Genomic DNA, 16,746 nt, shown 5'->3' with positions numbered 1-16,746 from the left:
AATGGGAACATACGGGTAACGAACACGTAACCTGGAAATGCCCATTTTACAAGGGTTACAGGAGTTGTGGAAAGTTGTCAGATGTGCTGGAATTCAGGCGGAATGCAACATATCAATGATATGTATAGGACATTTTTCAGTAGAAATACTGGGGAATGTCCTTTCTTTTTTATAATAAGAAAGTTCGCCAAATGGCGAACTATTGATTAAAAAAGCCCGCAAAATGCGAGCAAAGTAAACAGACGGTGGTTAGAAGAGATCAATATAAAATCCTTCTTCAAATTCATCGTCATCCAGGTCATCATCCTCCGTAAGAAATCCCAAAAAAATCTGTTCTATCGAATCCGTAAGCTCCTTTCGGATGATGTTGCCGAAAGTGGCAAAAGAAGGTGCCTTCATGCCATCGAGAAGATATTTATTATCTACTGGAAATATTTCTATTTTGGACCAAATCGAGGCTGAAAAGGATTTGCTGACGCAAGCCCTATCATCTATAATAAACATACAAAAAGCGATACGAAATTAGCCGCTTTTTGGAAAAATTGCCATGAGAGCTCGTGGGAAACATAGGAAACTATTTCAAAAGTGAACAAATTGGAGGAGGACTAAATGAAAAGTAATGAGAAGAAACGAAAAAGGTTATTCGGATTGCTGATGTCAGTCTGTCTGATGACAGCATCACTGGCAGGCTGCGGCAGTTCGCCCCATGCAAGTGATGCGGCAGCAGACCAGGGGGAAAGCGCAGGGCAGACACAGGAGCAGACACAGGAACAGGAGCAAAAGGAAGCGCCGGAAGCGGATGCATCCCGTAAGACGACGGCGGACGGGGAGCAGTATGACAAAGTTTCCATCGGACTGATCAGCGATCCGAAAGACTTAGGACCTACGAACTTAAACGGCGATACGAGTAAGCTGTACATATATTATAACGTGTATGAAACATTGTTTGACTATCGGGACAACGAGTATGTGCCGATCTTAGCCAAAGGATATAAAGAGGTAGACGATTTGCACTGGCAGGTGGAGATTTATGATTATATCTATGACTCTGAGGGGAATCATATCACCGCCGACGATGTAGTATTTTCTTTCAACGAGCTGGTAGAATCGGGAAACGCGTTTAAATACGCAAGCTTTGAAAGTGTGAAAAAGATAGATGATTACACGGTGGAATTCACCTGGACCGCGCCGATTGACTCCGTGGGAGCGCTGGAGTGGCCCTGGTGCCGGACCTGTATCTTCTCACAGAAAGCCTATGAGAACGGCAATTTCCAGGATGCACCGGTTGCCACCGGGCCTTATAAGGTCACAGACTTTGTGGCAGGGGCTCATGTAAAACTGGAAGAAAACGAAAAGTACTGGCAGAAGGATGAGCTTCGGGATCCTGAGCATGACGCGAATGTTAAGACTGTTGAATATGATATTATTGCCGAGACGTCACAACACGTCATCGCGCTGAGCACCGGACAGATCCAATATTCAGAGTATGTGCCGGGTGAGAATCTGGCGGATTTCCAGGAGGGCGGCCAGTATGCAAAGGACTGCGATGTTTATATTACGCAGGGCAGCGCGCTCTATGTGCTGATGGCTAACAATATGGAGGGGAAGGCGACGGCGGATGTGAATCTGCGCAAGGCGATATTCTATGCGCTGGATAATGAGGCAATTGCAGCCGCAACGGGAACCTGTATTCCGGCAAAAGCATTTGGGACTCCCTTCTTTAGTGATTATAATTCGGAGTGGGAGTCTAATCCGGACAACTATATGGCGGTTTGTGATGTGGAAAAGGCCAAAGAATATCTGGCGCAGTCGAACTATAGCGGTGAGACCCTGAAGCTGCTCTTTAGCAGTGATGAGGTGGGCAAGACCATCATGACGATGATGCAGGCATTGCTTCTGAATGTGGGAATTCATGTGGAAATAGTTGCTGAAGAAATGGGCCTGATGCAGACGGATATGCTGGACAGCGACAAGTGGGATCTGCTGATTAATCAGATCGGCGGCGGCTTCCAGGCAGGCGAATGGAATCGTCCGGTGAACTACGATGAGTTTGGTACTGGGTATAACATGGCCTTCATTCACGATGAAACGTTGCAGGAGAATTTGATTCAGGTGAAATCAGTAGAGGGACATACACCGGAGAACATGACAAAGATGCACGAGTATATGGTGGAAAACGCCTATTATCATGCGCTGTGCAGCCCGCAGATGAACGCGGTTTATAACGATTGCTTTGCGACGCTGGTTTACCGCGAGAGCGAATTCCTCCGTCCCGGCGCATGTGACTATTATCTGGATTAGTCCTTGGCACGTCTGATATGATTGCGGTCGTCTGATGTGGCAGACATCAGCAATTTGATTACACACAAATTGGCGGTATACCGTTTCCCCGGAACCGGGGTTTTCATAACAGGATACCGCCATTCTTGTGAAACGGAGAATAGCAATGGGAAAATATATTTTAAACAGGCTTCTATGGATGATCGTCATAATACTTGGAACATCCTTTATTATTTTTACTATACTCTTTTTTACGCCGGGCGATCCTGCCGTCATCATCGCCGGAGGAAGCGCTAATGCGGCCGACATCGAGAACCTGCGGCATATTATGGGATTGGACAAATCCTATCTGCAGCAGATGGGAAGCTTTTTTTACAATACATTTATCCGGTTTGACCTGGGAACATCCTGGATATACAACAAGCCGGTGCTGCAGGAGCTGTTGGTGAGGCTTCCGCGGACGATTATAATCGGCCTGCCCGCGATGCTTCTGAATCTGGCACTGGGACTGCCGATGGGAATTTTCGCAGCGACCCATGAGGGGAAATGGCAGGATTCCTTAACGATGGGAATTGCGATGATATTCATATCCTGTCCTGATTTTTGGGTAGCGCTGCTGATGATTCTGTTATTCTCAGCAAAACTTGGATGGCTGCCATCTTATGGTATCGGCGGGCCGGAATACTATATCATGCCGATCATATGCAGTGCGCTGGGCGGGATCGCAGTCAATGCCAGACAGACGCGGGCCAGTATTCTCGGCGTATTCCGGGAGGACTTTATAACGACGGCCAGGGCGAAGGGGCAGAAGGAACGGAAAGTAGTGTTTAAACACATGCTGCCCAATGCATTGATGCCGATCATTACCTCTATTGGAACGGGCTTTGCCCGAATCGTGGCAGGTTCCGCGGTCATTGAGAGCGTATTCTCCATCCCGGGCGTCGGACTGTATCTGCTGACGGCGATCAATGGGCGGGATTACCCCGTAGTACGTGCCTGCGTGTTGTTCTTTGCCATATTTACGGCGGTTTCCATGCTCTTGGTGGATATGGTATATGCATTCGTTGATCCCAGAATAAAGGCGCAGTATTCCAATGCGGGAAAGAGGCGGAAGATATGACGAAATATAATGTTAAAACGACGGCCTCCAAAGGGACCTCGCTTTGGGGTGAAACAATGCAGCGTATCTGGAAAAATCCGGGAGCGAAGGTGGGCATTATTATGCTGCTCATTATGGTGACGGCATGTATATCCGCATCTGTGCTTGCGCCGTATGGCGTGAATGAGATGGATTTAAAAAATATGTACAGTACTCCCGGTTTACGGCATATCTGTGGTACGGACGGTATGGGAAGGGACGTATTCAGCCGTCTTTTGTACGGCGGCCGATATTCTTTGGCGCTTGGCCTTTGTGCGGCGGTATTTGGTTCGGTGATCGGAATTGTGATCGGAAGCATCGCAGGATATTTTGGCGGCAAGGCTGAGACCTTGATTATGCGTCTGATGGACATCTGGTCTTCCCTGCCCAGTATATTATTGTGCATTTTAATTTCCGCGGCGCTGGGCTCAGGCTTCTTCAATACGGTGCTGGCGTTATCGGTGGGGAATGTGCCCGTTGGCGTAAGGCTTATCCGGGGGCAGATCCTGTCGGAACGCTCCAAGGAATATCTGGAGGCGGCAGAATCCATTAACTGTTCTAAATTCAGTATTATGTTCCGCCATCTGCTTCCGAATGTGGTTTCCCCTGTTATCGTGGATGCGACGATGGGAATCGGTATGACGATTACGATGGCTGCGGCACTGTCCTATATCGGCCTTGGGGTACAGCCTCCGACCCCCGAGTGGGGAGCCATGCTGGCGGATGCACGCACGCATATTTTGAATTATCCGCATCTGATTATGTTTCCCGGATTGTTCATCGCGTTTACGGTGCTGGCAATTAATCTGATTGGAGACGGCCTGCGCGACGCTATGGATCCAAAGCTGCGTAAATAACAGGAGGATAGAACATGATGAATGGAGAAAAGATCCCGTTTTTATCAGTTAGGGATTTGGAGGTTATATATACTTCCGGCAAAAAAACGGTGCAGGCAGTCAATGGCGTCTCTTTTGAGATGAATAAAGGAGAAACGCTGGCGCTGGTAGGAGAGACTGGAGCGGGCAAGACGACCATTGCCAAATCGATAATGAGAATACTGCCCAACCCTCCCGCTAAGCTGCTGCATGGGGAAATATGGCTGGACGGACAGGAGCTGACGTCGCTTTCGGAGGAGAAAATGCTGAAGTTCCGAGGAGAAAAGGTGGCAATGATTTTTCAGGATCCGATGACGGCCCTGAATCCTCTGATGACGATAGGAGAGCAGATTGTGGAGGGACTGATGCTGCATCAGGATATAAGCCATGGGGAGGCCGTGGAAAAGGCTGGGGAAATGCTGGAAATGGTAGGTATTTCACAAGGACGCTTCGCGGAATATCCGTTTGAATTCTCCGGAGGTATGAAGCAGAGGGTCGTGATTGCGATGGCACTTGCGTGCAATCCGCTGCTGCTGCTGGCGGATGAGCCGACGACGGCGCTGGATGTGACGATACAGGCACAAGTGTTGGAGTTGATTAAGGATTTGAAGCAGCGTCACGGCACGTCCATGATACTGATTACCCATGATTTAGGCGTGGTGGCGGAAACCAGCGATAACGTAGCGGTGGTATATGCAGGGCAGATTATTGAATATGGCTCAAAGGAAGCGGTCTTTCACAAGCCGTCCCATCCCTATACACGCGGATTATTCGGCTCCCTGCCCAGTATGAGCCGTAATCAGAAACGGCTGACACCCATTTCCGGTTCGCCGCCGGATCCGACCTGCCTGCCCGGGGGCTGCATATTCGCACCGAGATGTCCGCAGGCAAAGGATAGCTGCCGGCAGGGAGTGACAGAGTTTCAGGAAGTGGAGCAGGGGCATTTCTGCCGCTGCCGCCTGCAAGGATAGGAGGAAAACGGATGTCACTGATGGAAGTACGAAACCTAAAAAAATATTTTAAGGTACCAACAGGCACCAATCATGCAGTGGATGATGTTTCCTTTACGATAGAAAGAGGAGAGACGCTGGGAGTGGTCGGAGAGTCGGGCTGTGGTAAGAGTACGCTGGGGCGTACCATGATACGGCTGCAGGAAGCGACCGATGGGCAGATCCTATTGGGCGGAAAGGATATAACCCATGTACACGGCAAAGAATTAAAGAGTGTGAGGGAGCGGATGCAGATTGTCTTCCAGGATCCCTATTCCAGCTTAAACCCAAGACTGCGCATCGAATCCACGATTATGGAGCCGCTGAAGCGTTCCGGGCGTTTCCCTGGCAAAGAGGCGTTAAAAGAGGAAACAAACCGCCTGATGGAGCTGGTGGGTGTGGATGAACGGCTGCGGCGTTCTTTTCCCCACGAACTCGACGGTGGCCGCCGCCAGCGGGTGGGCATTGCCAGGGCATTGGCGCTGAATCCGGAATTTATCGTATGCGACGAGCCGGTTTCGGCGTTGGACGTATCAATACAGGCCCAGGTTCTGAACCTGCTGATGGATCTGCAGGAACAAACCGGCGTGGCTTATATGTTTGTAACTCATGACCTTTCGGTGGTCCGGCACATCTCAAACCATATTTGTGTTATGTATCTGGGGCAGCTGGTGGAAAAGGCACCCAAGGAGGAGCTGTTTGCCCGAACGCTTCATCCTTACACCAAAGCGCTGTTATCTGCCATACCATCAACAGATCTTGCGCATCCGATGCAGCGTATGCATTTGAAGGGGGAAATCACTTCTCCCATCAATCCGGAGCCCGGATGCCGGTTTTCAACCAGATGCCCCTTTGCAGCTGAGGGCTGTAAGCAGCCGCAAAAACTGACGGAGGTAGAGAAGAATCATTTTGTATCCTGCTGCAGAGTCAAAGAAATTCAATAATAATCTGGGATGGCAAGGGAAGGAACATGCATGAAGATTATAGGGATAAACCAAAGTACGGAAAACGGAGAACGCAATATAGCTGCAGTACTGGAATATCCGCAGAGATTATCCGCGGACTATGTGGACGCAGGCTGTTTTGCGGTGGAAGGCAGAAGCCTTCTGGATGCTTATGTCAGTGACGAGGCCGGGATAAATACAGATAAGAAGAGCTGTAACGGCTGCTATGTGGTGCTGATGCTGGACGCATGGCAGAAGGAGGCGGAAACCTTTCCGCTGATGGAGCAGGTAAGGCGGATGCCGCAGTATACGATTCGGCAAACCAGGGAACTGGCATATGAGGACGGGACGGCCTGCCCGGCGTGGACCAAGCCAAAACGTGTGACGGAAATGCGGAATGACGTGACGGATAAATTCCAGAGTTGGGTCTATTACGACGCAAAAATGGATCAGGAAATAGACTATTCTCTGTACGTGCCGGTGAGAAAGGCGGCGAATGAACGCTATCCCCTGGTGATTTATTGGCATGGTATGCATGAAAATGGCGATAAAAGCCTGCTGCATTCATTAAATGCTACCATCTGGACACTGCCGGAGGAACAAAAGGAGCGTCCGTGTTATGTTCTGGTGCCAAAGTGTCCGCCGGATACGGTCTGGATCTCAAGGGAAAACGGGGAACCTACGGGGATATTTGAGGCAGTATGCGAACTGATACAAATTATTATGAAAAGAGAGAGCATTGATGAGTTAAGAATCTATAACATCGGATATGATATGGGCGGGATGGCGGCGCTGGAATGTTTGAAACACTATCCGGACCTGTTCACAGCATCATTGGTTCTGGCAGGCTGGTGCCGGAATGAAGGTCTTGAGGTACTGGCGGATCAGAAGATTTGGATGTTTGGAAGCGAAGACGACGGCCGGGTATTAGCGAAGAATCTTTGCATTCTTAATACCCTTATGGAAGAGGGAGCCACAGTGAACCGTGCGGTGTGGGATGGCAGTCTGAGGGGAGAAAGCGCTGAAGACCAGGCATGGAACCAGCTTCTTAAAGATGGAAATATAAAACAAACGATATATAAGAAGGACAGTATAAAGAATGAGTGTGCGCATGAAGATGGCTGGAAGCCCGCAGTAACGAATGCGGTTATTCGGAGATGGCTGTTTGCGCAGAAAAAAGTAAAGGTATCCTCCGTGGAAGGATAGTCATTGGGTATGGGTCAATGCTACAATGGCATAAAGGAGGAGTGACCATGGACATCGGTTTTTTAAAGGAATTTTTGGTAGTGGCACAGGAGGGGAAGCTGGGCGAAGCCGCGGAGCGTTTGTTTACCACTTCTTCATCCCTGTCTAAGCATATCCATGCAATGGAAGAAGAGTATGGTGTTTTGCTGTTTGAACGTTCCAGAAAGGCGATGATCTTAAATGATTATGGCCAGGCGCTGTTGCCTTATGCAGAGAAAATCGTACAGATGCAGGCCGAAGCACAGAAGGAATTACAGGATAAAGCGGTTTATGCCCAGAATGTTCTCAGCATCAGCACGGAGTACAGAGTGTTTGAAGAAGCCATTGAATTTCGGAAGAAACATCATATCAGTGTTTTAATCAACGAAAATGGTGAGTCGGTAGACTTTTTGAAAAATGGAGTATGCGAGCTGGCTTTTCGAATCAACTTGGAGAATGAAAAGGGAGAATTGGTATCTATTCCATACAGGCGGGACCGCCTGGTCATGATCTGCCACAAATCGCATCCCCTGGCCAAATGTAAGCAGATGAACCTGGCTGATTTGAAAAACGAAGAGTTTGTCCTGTTCCCTGATACCCAGGAGGGAATCATTTGTAAATTAATAACCGGAGCTTGCAGAAAGGCGGGATTTGTGCCGAAAATCGTTTTTACTGCAACGACGGGTAATAACATTGTCAATTATGTGGCGCAGAACATCGGTATTTCTTTGCTGTGGGAAAAGGCGCTGACGCCGATTATGCGGGATGAGATTACCACGGTTGAAGTATATCCGCAGACAGAGCTGGAAGTCTTCCTGTGCTATCTGAAGGACAAGAAGCTGTCTGATGCGGCGCGTGCCTTTACCCGGTTTATCGAAGGAAAAAGAGATATGGAGTTCTGAACCTGCCGGGATTTAGCGGAGGAAAGTGTGAAAGAGAATGAAGTATTTATGTATGTCAGCTCGTGGGCGGAGCATGGAGGCGCGCCGGGGCTGGGGCTATATGTCCTGAACCAGGAGGACGGTACGATCCGCTTTCTGGAAATGATTGACGAGCGGCATTCTTTTAACTGCGCTTATGTGAATCAGGAGAAAAACAAGCTGTATGTGAATAATGAAGTGCTGCATTTTTCGGGAGAGCCGCGGTTGTCGGGCCGGATATTTGTGTACGATCTGGACAGGAAATCGGGTAAAGCCAGGGAGTGCATGAGGGTGATCACGGGCTGTCCGAATCCGGCCTATGTGAATGTGAACGCAGCGGGTACGTATTTATTTGAAGCCCACCACTCCTTTCCGGCGGCTGTGGTATCTTATGAGCGTAATGAGAAGGGAAGACCGAAAGCACGTATGAACTATACCGAAGCCAGTATACAGGTCTATCGCCTGAACAAGGAGGGCTTGCCGGGACAGTTGGTAGAGAATGTCAACCATGCGGATCTGGCTCATGGAAGAGAGGCGCATCCGCACTGTGCGGTATTTTCGCCCTCGGGTAAATTGATGGCGGTGGCAGATAAGGGGGACGGTTATTTGTATCTCTACCGGTTTGACGCCAGAAAACGGCGGCTGACTCTATTAAGCAGAACGCTTACGGACCGGGAAGGGGCTTCCCCCAGATATGTGGTATTTCATCCGAGCAAACCCTATCTGTTTGTGAATCACGAGGCTTCTTATGATGGAAAATGTTATGTGACGGCCTTTTCTTATCGGAAGGATGCAACGGTTGAGAGAATCTGTGTAGAAAATGCCCTGGACCAAAGCCTGCCGGTCAAAAGCGGAACGCGGCTGGAGCAGCAGGGGTTTGTGATAGATCAGGAAGGCAGATATCTGTATACGCTGATGAATGCAGCAGATGTCATCGGAGTGATGGAAATCAATCAGGAAAGCGGACGTTTGCGTCTGATTCAGAGTATGCCGATGTATGGGACCAGAGCGAGAGGCCTGGCTATTTCACCGAATGGAAAGTTTCTTTTGTCGGCGGCTCTGGTGGGCGGAGAGCTGGCTTCCTATGAGATAGGCGGGGACGGAACACTGCGTCTCGCATGCAAAGGCCCGGCCCAGCCCGGAGCAGCGTATCTGACGTTTTATGTGTGATATAAAAGGAGAAAAGACAATGAAAGACAGACCATGTAACATACAGAATACATATATACAGCTGGAAAGAGGATTGGGCGGAGTATTATATGAGCCTGTGCCGGTGAAGGAGCGTATCGGTACCGGTATTCTGCTGATGCATTCCGACGACGATTATTATGGTTTTCTTCCGGGGCCGGAGCTGGCAAAGCGGGGATTTACGGTATTGGCGTCAAAAGTGAGAAAATCCTGTGAGCCTCTGGATGAGAAATTGCTGGATGTCAAGCTGGCTATGGAATATCTGCGCGGGCTGCCGTACCTTCACAATGTCGTGCTGCTGGGACACAGCGGCGGGGCCACATTGATGAGCGCTTATCAGAATGTGGCAGAAAATGGAGTGAAGATATTTCAAGATGAAAACAAAATTATACCGCTGTCGGATATTGGAACACTGCCGAAGGCGGATGCACTGATGCTGTTGGATTCTAATTGGGGAAATGGCGTTATGACACTGCTGAGTCTGGAACCCGACATCAGCAATGAGGTAAGCAGCAGGAATCTGGATGCAAAGTTTGATCTTTTTGCGGTGGAAAACGGATACAGTCCGGATGGAGCAAGCTATTCGCAGGCATTTATCCGGGATTATCAAAAAGCACAGGAGGCACGAAACAACCGCCTGATTGAAGAGGCGTTAAGCCGGTTGAAGGCGCTTGAACAGGGGGAAGGACGCTTTGATGATGACGAACCTTTTATCATAGTAGGAGGCGCGCAGTATGCGCCAAATAACAAAATGTTTCCGCAGGATATCCGTCTGCTTTCGCATACGCAGCAGGAATGGCAGCTGATGCATGCGGACAAAACGGTGACGACACAAGTCATCCGATCCCTGCGCCGCCCGCAATTTTCGCACAATACCGTATCAAATTATCAGATGGCGACAAATGTCTCGACAGTACGCACGTATCTGACTAACTGTACGGTACGCACGAAGGATTTCTATTATGATGACAGCCGCATTTACGGCATTGATTGGCAGAGCAGCTATTGCTGTACGCCCGGGAATGTAATCGGCATATCCGCACCGCTATTAATTATGGGGATGACCGGAAGCTATGAGTTCCTGGCTGCGGAGCAGATTTATGAAAATGCGTCAAGTACGGATAAATCCATGATGTTTATCGAAGGCGGATCGCACAATTTTGTACCCCAGGAGGATGCGGAAGAATATAAGGGGCAATTTGGTGACACCGTAAAGAATTGTTTTGACTTTGTGGAAAAATGGCTGTGTGAAGACCGGTTCTGATTCATTGGAACTAGATGTGGAGGATTCAAATGGAGAAACAGAAATTTAAGGTCTCGGCCTTGGATATCCAAATGGCGGTTGCCATCGGCAGCTGTGTGATACTTTCGTATTTTATACCTTACCTGCAGGTGATGACGGCCTGCATCGCCGTGCTGCTGTGTACGCAGGGGGATTTGCCTGCCTCCTGGAAGGCGGGTGTTACGCGTATAATTATCACGCTTGTAGGCGGACTGACCGCTGTTCTGGTGGTAGGAATTAGTCAGTTATTTCCAGACAGGTGGCTGGTTGTTCTTTTGACAATGGCAGGAGTGTTACTGACCTTTCTGGGCTGTAAATTATCCGGTGTACCGGCTTTTTCCAACCGTATCGGCGCAGTGACCTTTATTCTGGTGGTGTTTACCAAAGGCGGAGCAGACCGCATTCCTTTCGCGCTCCAAAGGCTGGTATCCACGCTGGCAGGAGTGCTGATCGTTACTTTTGTGGTATTTGTGTGGAATTTACTTCGTAAGGCAGTTGTAGAAAAAATCTCATCGGCAAAAATATGAAGGATTCCTTCTTTATAATGTGCCCTGCAGCATGAAAACCCTGGCAGGAGTCGTGGGCGGCAACAGCGATAACCTGCTGCTTCAGGCGGCGGACTGTTCCAGACATATCGCAGGCAGGATATTGGATCAATTCGGCATAGAAGACACGGGATATTTAAGGTGGGAAGGAATGAAGACGACATGAAGCAGGTAAAGGATATCCGGGGAATCATTTTTGATCTGGACGGCGTATTGGTTAACACGGACCGGTATCATTATCAGGCATGGAAGCAGATCGCAGATAAGCTGGGGGTTTATTTTGATGAGACTGTCAATAACCGTCTAAGGGGCGTCAGCAGAATGGACAGCCTGGAGATTATACTGGAGAATTATACAGGCAAAAAGCTAAACCCAGAACAAAAGGCGCGCATGGCAGAGGGAAAAAACCGCTTGTACAGAGGATTTCTGGAAAATATGACTCCGGCAGCGGTTAGCGCAGAAAACCGCAGAGTGTTAGAGGTGCTCCGGGAAAAAGGATATCGGCTGGCGCTTGGCTCATCCAGCAAGAATGCCGGATTTATACTTAACAAGGTGGAATTGATGAGATATTTTGACGCAGTTTCCGACGGGAATCATATTTCCCGTTCCAAGCCGGACCCAGAGGTGTTTTTAAAGGCAGCGGAGTATTTGAAACTGCCTGCCCGGCAATGTGCGGTGGTAGAGGATGCCTGCGCAGGCATCGATGCGGCACTGGCGGGCGGAATGACCGCCGTAGGGATCGGAGACGCCGCGGGATATGAGAAAGCCGATTATACCCTGGAGTGTCTGGAAGAACTGCTGCAGGTATTGGAGGAAAAGCGTTATGATTGATATCACTGCAAAACCATTTTATCTGAACCAGCCTCAGGCGGACTGGGTCAGACAGACGCTTAAGACGCTTACTACAGAACAGAAGGCAGGACAGTTATTCTGCGTCATGGGAGGAGATTATGAACCCTCCGGGCTGCTTCAGATGGTACAGGACGGTAAAGTGGGGGCCGTCTTGTTCCGCCCGGCGCCGTCTGAGGTGATACGGGAGGCTTATATGCGTCTGGATGAGGCTGCGCCCATTCCGCTTCTTAAGGCGGCAAATCTGGAGGAGGGCGGATCGGGAGCCGTCAGTGACGGAACAGTATTTGGATGGCCTATGCTGACGGCTGCCGCCTGTGAACCGGAGATAGTGAGAAAATTTGCCCTGGCCTGTGCTTATGAGGGCAGATCCGCAGGAATCAACTGGACCTTCTCACCTGTGTGCGACATTGATTATAACTATCGGAATCCCATCACTAACGTGCGCACCTACGGAAGCGATCCGGATAAGGTTCTTAAATATGCCGGGATCTTTATGAGGACCATACAGGAAAACGGTATGGCTGCCTGTGCCAAGCATTTTCCGGGGGATGGAGTAGATTTCAGAGACCAGCACCTTCATCCCACTTATAATTCCCTGCCTGCAGACCAGTGGTATGAATCTTATGGGGAGATTTACCAATCCCTGATTGATGACGGGCTGCTAAGCATCATGGCAGGCCACATCGTCCAGCCCTGTGTGACAATGGAAAATAATCCGGGACTGTCCTATCAGGATTGCCTTCCCGGATCCTTATGCAGGGAACTGCTTACCGGGGTACTGCGTGAGAAATTCGGCTTCCAGGGGGTGATCACCACCGACGCGACGATCATGGGCGGATACTGTATGGCAATGGAGCGGAAGAAAGCCTTACCCGCTTCTGTTATGGCCGGCAGCGATATGCTTGTATTCAATACCTGCTTCGGGGAGGACTACGATTATATGCTGGAGGGGATTCGAAACGGCCTTTTGACACAGGAACGTCTGGATGAGGCGGTGACAAGAATACTGGCTCTAAAAGCCAGACTCTGTCTTGGAGAGTGGGAATCCTGTCAGGCTGCCCCCATGAAATGGCACAGGGAATGTGCCGATAAGGCCATAACTCTGGTGAAAAATATAAAGCCGGATGTTCTTCCCGTCACGGCAAAGCGATATCCTCAGGTCCGGTTAATCTGTCTGGGAAAGGATGAGATCCCGGAAGGAAGTATCCGGAAGATTACCAAGGCCTTTTTGGAGAAGGAGGGATTCGCGGTAGAACTCTATGATCCGATGGAAGATGATCTGCACGGAAGCGGGGATCTGGCGGAGAGCCGTCTTACTCTCTATATGACGAACTATGAGCAGGCCAGCAATCAAACCGGCGTACGGATACATTGGTGCCCCAAACATGCTTTGGATCTTCCTCGGTTTCTGAACGAGGAGACTTGCATTTTCGTATCTCTGGCAAATCCTTATCTGCTTCAGGATGTCCCCCGGGTAAAGACTTACATTAACGCATACACGGCCACTCGTACGGTAATTGAGCTGGTTATCGGAAAACTGATGGGCAAAAGCCCTTTTCAAGGGATCAGTCCAGTTGATCCTTTCTGTGGCCTGCCGGATGCCAGACTATAGAAAAATCTCTCCCGTCACCACAGGAGACGCGGACATGCGCCGGTATGCTGGAAAATATTCTGTCCAAGGGTCTGGTCCGGCAGAAAACACAGAACCATCATTTTGGTATTCTTTAATATTCACAGATCTCGATTCCCAACATATTGCCAAGAGCGGTCAATTCCGCCTTGACATCCTGGTATATCACAGCAAAATGCGGTTCAAAACCTGCTTTCACGCTCCGTGTAACAACTTCCTTTACGGGGGAGTCCGCTTTGACCACCACGCTGGTTCCGGTAAATTGTTTTGGCTTGGAAAGGGCAGAACCATTTAACAGAAAGAAACGGAAGGTGCCGTCCGGCTTCCGGCCGATCCGGAACACGGTAACCGCCCCGCACTCTTTGCAGCCAAAATCCTGGCAGGGGCCGATCTTCCGGTTGGGATGTACGCCTACACAGGCACCGGTATTTTCACTGGCCAGAGAGCAGGCCGCCATACCGCAGTGCCAGTAAGTGAGTGTGTTCTCCTGTTCATCCAGGGACACCGGGTCGCCGAAGAATACCGCCTGGCCGGAAAGTTTCATTCCTATGTACATGGATAGCGCGCCGTAGATATCCGCCTCACAGCTGGCGGCGATGTGTTCATCATTGAGCAGGGATAAAACGGAACAGACCGGCGTGCCGTAGCTGGTAAAGAAGTCCGGCCAGCAGCGGGAAGCAAGCGCTCCAATCCCGTGAGCGGTAACGTATTCCTTATAAGCTCTATAAAGTCTGGCAAACCCCATTCTGTTTTCTGCCGGTGTCTTTTCCAGGCCGCACATTTGCCGGGAGGCCTCTTCCAGATAAGGAAAACATTCTTCCTCTTCGTAACTTTTCGCAGCGTCAATCAATTCTCTTGCTTCTATGGATTCCAAAGTCACGCCAAACACCTTAAGCAGCTCCAGATCCAGAGCGCGCCCGAAGCCAAACCCCTGGGGCGTATGGCCGATTGCAGCCATTTTCAGAGATTTCATGGAATATAGAACTTGTGCTGCACAAATGCAGACGGATAATTGACGCTTGACCTCTTCTTCATCCGGCGATCCGAAAATATACTCGAAATTATTGTGCTCCAGTCCGGCCATGGCATTGGCTGCCGAATAGGCGCCGGTAAGGGAATTTAAACGAAGCCGTCCTCCATCGATGATTGGTTCCCGCAGTGTCCACAGCAGTACCGGACAGTCGAAACGCTTCAGAATTTCACTGGCATAGGCAGAATTTGCAAAGGTTACATTCTGCAGGATCATAAGATGGGGATTGATCCGGTCTGCATATTCACACAGATCCTCAAGGGATAGCAGCATTTTGTCCGGATAAACCCCGCTGGTTGTAAGGGAAGAGATGACCTTCACTGACTTTTCAAATTCTTTTTGGGCGCTTTCCAGATGGAAAGTCGGAACCCCAATCGGTATGTACGCTACCTGGAAATTTGTCATATAAAATACCTTCCTCGTCTGATTTTATTTTTTAAAGAGTTTAAAATAATTGAAACGGTGAGAAATAATAGTGGCTTTTCTACAGTATACCATTTTATAAAGATATTTTCAATTATTAATTAAAACTCTTAATAAAATACTATTGACACTCCCTATAAACTCCAATATAATGTGAATATACAGAGAAAAATAGTGGAAAATAGAAAAGTTAAAACTGTTAATCAGATGATTTGCCCGGATGGCGGGAGGAAAGGTGGCACTATGGTTGACAAATTCACATTTCACATGCCTACAACGGTGTGTTTTGAAAATGGAATTGCAAAAAAGGTGAAAGATTACATAGCGGGAGAAAATGTCTGTATTATTTCAGACCCTTTTCTGTTTGAAAATGGAACGGCACAGGCGATCGGCGCGGCAATGGAAGGCAAAAAGGTAGTTTATTTCAGCAAAATTGAGCCGAATCCTTCCTGCGAAAGCGTGGATGAAGCGGCAAAATGCATAAGGGAAGCCAAAGCGGACTGTGTGATCGGTCTTGGCGGGGGAAGTTCCCTGGACGTATCCAAGATGGCGGCCTGCCTGGGAGATAATGAGGGCAGTATCTATGACTATTACGGAGGCGGGAATAGAACGCTTAAAAAAAGAAAGACACAGCTGATCTGTATCCCTACCACTGCCGGCACGGGAAGTGAAGTGACCAACGTAGGTGTGTACACGAACAAAATGGCAGGAATCAAAATGCCCATGGTCAATCAGGAATTCTGGCCGGATTATGCGCTGATCGACGGGGAACTGACGGTCAGCCTTCCGCCGTGTGTCACAGCTTCTACCGGGATGGACGCGTTCTGCCATGCCATTGAGGCGTATTGGAACAAGGAATCCCTGCCGGTCTGTGACATGCTTTCTATGGGAGCGCTGAAAAGTATATTGGAACATATGAAGACCGCATATGACCATCCGGAGGATCTGAACGCCCGCGGGGCAATGATCACAGCCAGCCTGATAGCCGGTATTTCTTTCAGCCAGACCAGGACGACCGGTATCCATGCGTTGAGCTTCCCCCTTACGACGGAGTTCGGCGCCAACCATGGCACGGCTTGCTCGATCACCCTTCCGGCATTTATACGAATAAGCAGGGAACAGGCCGGAGAAAAAATGCAGCAGCTCTGCAATTATCTCGGCTATCCGGATGTGGAAGCGCTGGCAGACGGGGTGGAAGAGTTGATGAAGAGTATGGGAATGCCGGTAAGGCTGTCCCAGATCGGTGTCAGGGAAGAGGACCTTGAGCATATTGCGCAGGTGGGTTTATCCGCGGCGATTATTCAGCTGACGCCGGCGGTCATGAACGAAAAGACGGTATATGAATTACTCAGATCCATTCTTTGATTCTTTTTTTACTTAATTATTTAAAAGGTTTAATAAAATGAATGGAAAGACAGAACTTGGA

15 protein-coding genes and 1 pseudogene are annotated in these 16,746 nt (G+C 49.3%); 14 read left to right on the top strand and 2 right to left on the bottom strand.

Annotated features, from left to right (window positions below; all coding sequences use genetic code 11):
* Positions 1-321: 321 nt before the first annotated feature.
* Positions 322-414: pseudogene (locus KTH90_RS25590) on the bottom strand (transposase); the annotation flags it as partial.
* Between the two features lie 195 nt (positions 415-609).
* Here KTH90_RS25590 and KTH90_RS17200 point away from each other — a divergent pair.
* The 13 genes from KTH90_RS17200 (at position 610) to KTH90_RS17140 (ending at position 13,849) form a co-directional block, all read left to right on the top strand.
* The gene (locus KTH90_RS17200; RefSeq protein WP_158354451.1) at positions 610-2,301 is read left to right on the top strand and encodes an ABC transporter substrate-binding protein; all 1,692 of its coding nucleotides are present in this window, start codon (positions 610-612) and stop codon (positions 2,299-2,301) included.
* A 145-nt stretch (positions 2,302-2,446) separates the two neighbouring features.
* Positions 2,447-3,400, top strand: coding sequence for an ABC transporter permease (locus tag KTH90_RS17195; RefSeq protein ID WP_158354449.1), 954 nt, complete (start codon positions 2,447-2,449; stop codon positions 3,398-3,400).
* Entirely contained in the window at positions 3,397-4,275 is an 879-nt protein-coding gene (locus KTH90_RS17190; RefSeq protein ID WP_158354446.1) for an ABC transporter permease, read from the top strand. Before KTH90_RS17195 ends, KTH90_RS17190 begins: the two co-directional genes overlap by 4 nt.
* Positions 4,276-4,292: 17 nt before the next feature.
* A complete protein-coding gene (locus KTH90_RS17185) occupies positions 4,293-5,264 on the top strand; it encodes an ABC transporter ATP-binding protein (RefSeq protein WP_158354469.1) in 972 nt (323 codons plus the stop codon).
* Between the two features lie 11 nt (positions 5,265-5,275).
* Positions 5,276-6,226 carry an ABC transporter ATP-binding protein gene (locus KTH90_RS17180; RefSeq protein WP_158354444.1) on the top strand — a complete coding sequence of 317 codons (951 nt, stop codon included), beginning with the start codon at positions 5,276-5,278 and terminating at the stop codon, positions 6,224-6,226.
* 30 nt (positions 6,227-6,256) lie between these two features.
* Entirely contained in the window at positions 6,257-7,432 is a 1,176-nt protein-coding gene (locus tag KTH90_RS17175; protein WP_158354442.1) for a hypothetical protein, read from the top strand.
* A gap of 47 nt (positions 7,433-7,479) precedes the next feature.
* Positions 7,480-8,352 (top strand): LysR family transcriptional regulator, encoded by an 873-nt coding sequence (locus tag KTH90_RS17170; protein ID WP_238727117.1) that lies wholly within the window; start codon positions 7,480-7,482, stop codon positions 8,350-8,352.
* 27 nt (positions 8,353-8,379) lie between these two features.
* Positions 8,380-9,540, top strand: coding sequence for a lactonase family protein (locus KTH90_RS17165; protein ID WP_238727116.1), 1,161 nt, complete (start codon positions 8,380-8,382; stop codon positions 9,538-9,540).
* 19 nt (positions 9,541-9,559) lie between these two features.
* Entirely contained in the window at positions 9,560-10,822 is a 1,263-nt protein-coding gene (locus tag KTH90_RS17160) for an alpha/beta fold hydrolase (protein ID WP_158354436.1), read from the top strand.
* 29 nt (positions 10,823-10,851) lie between these two features.
* Positions 10,852-11,367, top strand: coding sequence for an FUSC family protein (locus tag KTH90_RS17155; protein ID WP_330656072.1), 516 nt, complete (start codon positions 10,852-10,854; stop codon positions 11,365-11,367).
* Between the two features lie 31 nt (positions 11,368-11,398).
* Complete coding sequence (locus KTH90_RS17150; RefSeq protein WP_330656071.1) at positions 11,399-11,551, top strand: HFCD family protein; 153 nt, start codon at positions 11,399-11,401, stop codon at positions 11,549-11,551.
* Positions 11,548-12,216: a beta-phosphoglucomutase gene (gene pgmB, locus KTH90_RS17145; RefSeq protein ID WP_238727115.1), complete on the top strand. Its 669-nt coding sequence runs from the start codon at positions 11,548-11,550 to the stop codon at positions 12,214-12,216. Before KTH90_RS17150 ends, pgmB begins: the two co-directional genes overlap by 4 nt.
* Positions 12,209-13,849, top strand: a complete 1,641-nt coding sequence (locus tag KTH90_RS17140; RefSeq protein ID WP_158354432.1) for a glycoside hydrolase family 3 protein — start codon at positions 12,209-12,211, stop codon at positions 13,847-13,849. Before pgmB ends, KTH90_RS17140 begins: the two co-directional genes overlap by 8 nt.
* 112 nt (positions 13,850-13,961) lie before the next feature.
* Here the strand turns inward: KTH90_RS17140 and KTH90_RS17135 are convergent, their stop codons facing one another.
* Positions 13,962-15,302, bottom strand: a complete 1,341-nt coding sequence (locus KTH90_RS17135) for a fucose isomerase (protein WP_238727114.1) — start codon at positions 15,300-15,302, stop codon at positions 13,962-13,964.
* 261 nt (positions 15,303-15,563) lie between these two features.
* Between KTH90_RS17135 and KTH90_RS17130 the strand changes: the two genes are divergently transcribed.
* Positions 15,564-16,685: an iron-containing alcohol dehydrogenase family protein gene (locus KTH90_RS17130; RefSeq protein ID WP_238727113.1), complete on the top strand. Its 1,122-nt coding sequence runs from the start codon at positions 15,564-15,566 to the stop codon at positions 16,683-16,685.
* Positions 16,686-16,746 lie beyond the last annotated feature (61 nt).

This window comes from Diplocloster modestus (assembly GCF_019042245.1).
GTDB classification, from domain to species: Bacteria; Bacillota; Clostridia; order Lachnospirales; family Lachnospiraceae; genus Diplocloster; species Diplocloster modestus.
This window is presented reverse-complemented; position numbering and strand designations above follow the sequence as displayed.